This window comes from Pseudomonas sp. PS01301 (genome assembly GCF_029960215.1).
GTDB lineage: Bacteria > Pseudomonadota > Gammaproteobacteria > Pseudomonadales > Pseudomonadaceae > Aquipseudomonas > Aquipseudomonas coleopterorum.
Window position 1 is genome coordinate 21,025 of record NZ_JASCPM010000054.1, and the last position, 6,198, is coordinate 27,222.

The following is a 6,198-nucleotide window of genomic DNA, read 5'->3' on the forward strand; positions in this document are numbered from 1 at the left end:
CGCGTGTGGCCTGTTCGACACGTTCATCATGGCCGGTTACGAATGCGCCGCTCAGCGGCGACGCGATGGCGAACGAGTCGATGTCCAGGTCAGCACCGGGCATCAACGCTGGGCGGCTGAAGATTATCGACAGTTGCGGTTCGATGGTATCGGCTGCGTCCGGGATGGCCTGCGCTGGCACGAGATCGAACGGCGTTGCGGGCACTACGACTGGAGCAGTTTCCTACCCCTGCTGCGCGCGGCGCGTGAGTGCAATCTGCAAGTGGTGTGGGATTTCTGTCATTACGGCTATCCCGACGGACTGGACATCTGGCGGCCGGAATTCGTCGAGCGCTTTGCCCGCTTTGCCGGTGCCGCAGCGCGGCTGATGGTCGATGAGGGTTTCGAGGTGCCCTTTTGCTCCCCAGTCAACGAGATGTCGTTCTGGAGCTGGGCCGGCGGCGACGTCGGCTATTTCAACCCTGGCGCCCATGGTCGTGGGCTGGAGCTCAAGCACCAGTTGGTGCGGGCCAGCATCGAGGCCATCGAGGCGATTCGTACGCACGCGCCCCAGGCGCGCTTCGTGCAGTGCGATCCATTGATTCACATCGTGCCCGATTCGCCGCGCGCCGTGGACCAGGAGCGCGCCGAGGGTCATCGGCTGGCGCAGTTCCAGGCCTGGGACATGCTCGCCGGGCGCCAGTGGCCGGGGCTGGGCGGCTGCGAGGGGTATCTGGACATCATCGGGGCCAATTTCTACCCGCAGAACCAGTGGCGACAGAACGGCGAACGGATCCTGCTGGGGCATCCCGAGTTCCGCCCGCTGGCGGGGTTGCTGGCTGAACTGAATCGGCGCTATGGCCGACCCATCCTCCTGGCCGAAACCGGCGCCGAGGCGGATGCGCGAGGGCCGTGGCTGGAATACGTGGGTGAACAACTGGCGCTGGCGATTGCGCGTGGCGTCGATGTTCAGGGGCTGTGCTGGTATCCGTTCCTGGACTATCCCGGTTGGGACGATGGCCGCTACTGCCCCGCCGGTGTGTACGGCGCAGCCGACGGTGAAGGCTCACGGGCCCCCTATCATCCGTTGCGGGTGCAATTGCAAACGCTGGAGCGCTTGCACGGTCGCCGTCCATAAACCGCTGCGTCCCACCCACACATCCGCAGCGCCCCCGGACGCGGCTCGCGCCGCTGCTACAAAAATTTCGTATGCCGTACCAGACGCGTCACGCGGATGTGCGGAACGCGCATGCCGCCCCCGAGCCGCGTCCGGCCGCACCGCGTAATACCTGCCGGAACGCATGCCGCCCCCAAGGCACGCACAACCCCTGTAGCAGCGGCGCAAGCCGCGTCCGGCCGCACCGCGCAATACCTGACGGATCAGATGCGGAACCCACCCACCAGCTGCTGCAATCGTGCGGCTTCCTGTTCCAGCGCCGTACAGGCGCTCAGGGTGGCTTCCAGGTTACTGACGCCCTGCTGGTTGAGCAGGTTGATCTCGCTGATGTCCAGGTTCAACGTCTCCACCACCGCTGTCTGCTCTTCGGTCGCCGTGGCCACGGACTGGTTCTGGCCATCAATTTCACCGATGCGCTCGGTCACGGTGGTCAGGCGCACGCCGGCCTGCTCGGCGACTACCATGCTGTGGGCACTCTGCCGCTGGCTTTCCTGCATCAACGCCACGGCATCGCGCGAGCCGCCCTGCAGCTCCTCGATCATCTGCTGAATCTGCTGCGCCGAGCTCTGCGTGCGGCTGGCCAGGGAGCGCACCTCGTCGGCCACCACGGCAAACCCGCGCCCGGCTTCACCGGCGCGCGCCGCTTCGATAGCGGCATTGAGCGCCAGCAGATTGGTCTGTTCGGAAATTCCCCGTATCACGTCGAGGATCTGGCCGATATTGGCCGCCTTGCCGTCCAGCGCATCGATGTGCTCGCAGCTGCTGCCGATCTTCTGCGACAGCGCCTGCATCGCCTGCAGGGCCTCACCCAGCACGCTGCGACCTTCCTGGCTCTGCACACGCGCATCGCTGGCCTGCCCCGACGCATGCGCGGCGTTGCGCGCGATCTCTTCGGCGGCCGCGCCCAACTGGTTGATCGCCGCCGCCACGCTCTGGGTGCGCTGCGCCTGCACGTCGGACTGCTGCATCGACGACTGTGAAGACTCCAGCACCCGACGCGTGCCTTGGGTCAACTGCTGGGTGCTGTGCGCGACATCGCGAATCGAGCCATGGACACGTGCCACGAACGAGTTGAAGGCCGTGGCCAGCGCGCCGAATTCGTCGCGCGCCCCCACCGGCAGACGCCGGGTCAGATCCCCTTCGCCCTCGGCAATGTCGTCCATCGCGCGAGTGAGCTCGCGCAGCGGTCGCAGCAGGATCTGGATCAGCAACCCGAGCAAGGCCATGATCGCGACCACTGCCACCACCGTGGCGATGATCGCCAGATTGCGCGCCCGGGTCACCGGCGCATAGGCCTTGGCCTCGTCGATCGACAGCCCCAGGTACCATTTCACCGACGGCAGCCCTTCCACAGGCGTGAAGCTGACCAGCCGCTGCGTGCCATTCTGCGGCACCGAACTGAAACCCGGCGCCAGGCTCGGCGTGCCTTCAGTGAACACCTCGGGCAGGCGCTTGAGCACCTGTTCGGGATGACTGCTGACCAGGATCTTGCCTTCCGCATCCACCAGGAAGGCTTCGCCCAGGCCGCCGGCGTTGAGCGAGCTGATGATGGTGACCAGCGTCGACAGGTCCAGATCGCCGCCGACCACACCGGCCAGTCGGCCATCGCGCATCAGCGGTGTGGCGATGGTGATGCCCAGCTTTTTCGACGAGGCCGACATATAGGGTTCGGTCACGATCATGCCACCGGCCTTGGTCGCCGCCGCATACCACGGCCGCTGGCGAGGATCGTAGCCGGCCGGCAACGGGCCGTGGGGACGCTTGGTGTAGGTGCCATCGACCTCACCCAGGTAGGTGAGGTCGAAGTTGTCGGTGTACAGCTTCTGCTCGAGCAGGCCGGTCAGGCCTTCTGCGCTGCGATCGCGGGCCAGGACTTGAGCCTGGCTGTCGATCAGCTTGATGCGCGCGTCGAGCCAATAGGCAACGTTGCCGGCCGTGACGCGACCGGTTTCGGTCAGCGAAGCACGCAGGCTCTGGTCGATGGCCTGGCGTTGCAGGTAGGCATTGAAACCGGCGAAGGCGGCCAGGGCCGCCGTCACGACCAGAGCGGCGGCCAGCAGGATTTTATGGCTGAATTTCAGGTGTTTGATCAAGGGTCGAATACCGGCAGGAGAGAAGAAGCAGCGTCAACGGATACCGCCGTGCTATCGGCTCGCTTCTGTGCTTCTTGAATGACCGGCTCAGCCCGTTGGCAAACTGATGGAACGCAGCAGCGCATCGAAGCTGGCACCCTCGAGCGGGCGGCTCAGGTAGTAGCCCTGGCCTTCGTCGCAGGCCACGGAGTCGAGCAACTTGAGATGTTCCAGGGTTTCCACACCTTCGGCGGTTACCGTCAGCGACAAGGCCCGGCCCAGGCCGATCACGGCCTCAATGATGGCCAGGTCCGTCTGGCTCTCGCCGAGTCGGCTGACGAAGCTGCGATCGATCTTGAGCCCATCGAAGGGGAAGGAGCGCAGATAGCTCAACGATGAGTAGCCGGTACCGAAATCATCCATGGCCAGGCGCACGCCCAGTGCCTTGAGGCTGCGCATCAGTATCAGGGCATTGTCGGCATCTTCCAGCATGACGCTTTCGGTGACCTCCAGTTCGAGCCTGTTCGCGGCCAGCCCAGAGCGCTGCAATGCCGCCTTGACCCGCTCGACCAACTGCCCGCTCTGAAACTCCCTGGACGATACGTTGACCGACACGAACAGCGTTTCGGGCCATTGGCTGGCCTGCCTGCAGGCGGCGTCCATCACCCATTCGCCCACGGCAGTGATCAATCCCACCTCCTCGGCGATGGGTATGAACGCATCGGGCGCCAGCAGTCCGCGCTGGGGGTGTTGCCAGCGTACCAAGGCCTCGGCCCCGACCATGCGCCCGTCGGCAATGCGAAAGCGCGGCTGGTATTCCAGACGCAATTCGCCATGTTTGACCGCATAGCGCAGATCGCCTTCGAGGCGGCGACGCTCGACGATTCGCGCGTTCATGTCACCGTCATAGAAACGCCAGGTACCGCGCCCACTGGCCTTGGCCTCGTACAGCGCGATGTCGGAATAGCGCAACAGTTCGGGCGCATGTGCGGCATCCCCCGGAGACACGGCGATGCCAATGCTGGCGCTGACATGAATCTCCTGCTCGTCGACGTCGATCACTTGCTCGATCAAGTCGATCAGCCGTCGACACAAGGCTTCGATCTCCTGATGCCCGACCATGCCCGACACGACCATGACGAATTCGTCACCGCCGACCCGGGCGACGATGTCCTGGCTGCGCACGCACTGCCTGATGCGGGCGCCGATTTCGTGCAGCACCAGGTCGCCGGTGGCGTGTCCGAGCAGATCGTTGACGGGCTTGAAGCGATCCAGGTCGATGGTCAGCATCACCAAGGGCTGGCTGGCGGCCAGGGCATTTTCGAGGCGGCTTTCCAGATAGTCGCGCAGCTGGCTGCGGTTTGGCAGCCCGGTCAACACGTCATGCCGCGAAAGGTACTCGACCCGTCGCCGGGCCTCGATCTCCTCGGTAACATCGGTGGCGGTGCCGCGAAACCCTTGGGTACCGCTGGTGCGTGCGGCAATCCTGGCTGTGCGTTGCTGCAGGTGCTTGTCGACATAGCTGCATTCGGTGACCAGGTTGCTCTGCCCGACATTGCTGCGCAGCCGGTCCAGCAAGGTGCCGTCGGGCAGGTCGACGAGTTCGTCCAGCGAAGTTCCCAACAGCTGCGCCTTGTCCAGCCCGGTGACGGCTTCGAAACGGTCGGACAAGTAGGTGAAGCGCCCCTCGCAGTCGGCCTCCCAGATCCAGTCGGAGCTGGCCTCGGCGACATCGCGAAAGCGTGACTCGCTCAGCGTCAGCGCCGCCTGGCTGGTGCGCAGCAATTCGTGACTGCTGTCCAAGGCACGGGCCGCCCGGGTATTGCGGCGCAACATGACCCAGGTCATGCCGAAAATGATCAGCGTCGCCAGAATGATCAGCGGCAGCACCACAATGATCATCTGCCGCCCGGGCCGGGTGGCATCCCACTGCAGATCGAAGTGCGTACCGTGCTCGCCCGTCAGTTCTGCGTGAGCGACCGCAGGGTCATCGGCCCGGCCCAGGCGTACTCCGCGCAAACCCATGTTGGCGCCCAGCTCCTCGAGGCGCCGCGGATCGAGTCGGTTGACCACGAGCATGACCGATGGCGGCCGGTCGTCGGCCTGCACGGTAGGATCGGTACTGGGCGTGATGGCTGCTGCCACGACCAGCGCCGGCGTGCCGGCCAGGCTGGTCAGTGTTGTGAAGACCTTTTCGTCATCGGCGAGCGCGCGGGCTTCGGCCACCCACTCGTCGACAGAGCGCCCCAGCCACTGCGCCGCTGCCACGGTCTCGTAGCGGCCTTCGATCACCGCATAGACGGAGCGGCCACTCGGGCCGATGACAAAAGCCGCTTCATAGCCAAAATCATCGTACAGCGCGGGGCCGAAGTTCTCCCGCACGAAGGCCCACTCCATGTCGACCTTCAGGTGCAGATGCCGATACGCCTCACCCCAGAACGAGTAATCCTTGATGGTCAGTTGCAGGAGCCGGCGTTCGGCCTCGATGCTTTTTTGTATCAGTGACTGCCCTTGGGCCTGCTCTGCACGATCCAGGCCGTGGGCGAAATACAGTGACAGCGAGACCGCCAGCGCGAAGACCACGGCAAGGCTGGCACAGAACGTGACCAACGACGCCTGTGCCAGGGAAGTGCTGCTCGCTGGCTGGGCAGGCGAGGCAGGAGAACTGAAGCTGGACTTGAGCATGGATGGCCTGGAGAAGAGTACTGCGCAGCTGATACGGGGTGTATCGGCCGCCCTCGAGCTTCCATGAACACAGGGGCGCTTCAGGAGAAGCGCTTTCTGTGAAACCTGCTCATTGTGGGCTCAGCCTTCCTGTGGGCTCAGCCTTTCTGTGGGAGCAGCCGTCCTGTGGACTCAGCCTTCCTGTGGGAGCAGCTTTTCTGTGGGAGCAGCTTTTCTGTGAGAGCAGCTTTTCTGTGGGAGCAGCTTTTCTGTGGGAGCAGCTTTTCTGTGGGAGCAGCTTTTCTG

General features: G+C 64.5%; 3 protein-coding genes. 1 reads left to right on the top strand and 2 read right to left on the bottom strand.

Annotation, left to right across the window (positions count from 1 at the left end):
• Window positions 1-28: 28 nt before the first annotated feature.
• Window positions 29-1,117: a beta-glucosidase gene (locus QMX89_RS20355; RefSeq protein ID WP_282349620.1), complete on the top strand. Its 1,089-nt coding sequence runs from the start codon at window positions 29-31 to the stop codon at window positions 1,115-1,117.
• Window positions 1,118-1,359: 242 nt separating this feature from the next.
• Here the strand turns inward: QMX89_RS20355 and QMX89_RS20360 are convergent, their stop codons facing one another.
• Both QMX89_RS20360 and QMX89_RS20365 read right to left on the bottom strand, forming a co-directional pair.
• Window positions 1,360-3,249, bottom strand: a complete 1,890-nt coding sequence (locus QMX89_RS20360; RefSeq protein ID WP_282349618.1) for a methyl-accepting chemotaxis protein — start codon at window positions 3,247-3,249, stop codon at window positions 1,360-1,362.
• 87 nt (window positions 3,250-3,336) lie between these two features.
• Complete coding sequence (locus QMX89_RS20365; protein ID WP_282349619.1) at window positions 3,337-5,913, bottom strand: EAL domain-containing protein; 2,577 nt, start codon at window positions 5,911-5,913, stop codon at window positions 3,337-3,339.
• Window positions 5,914-6,198: the final 285 nt, after the last annotated feature.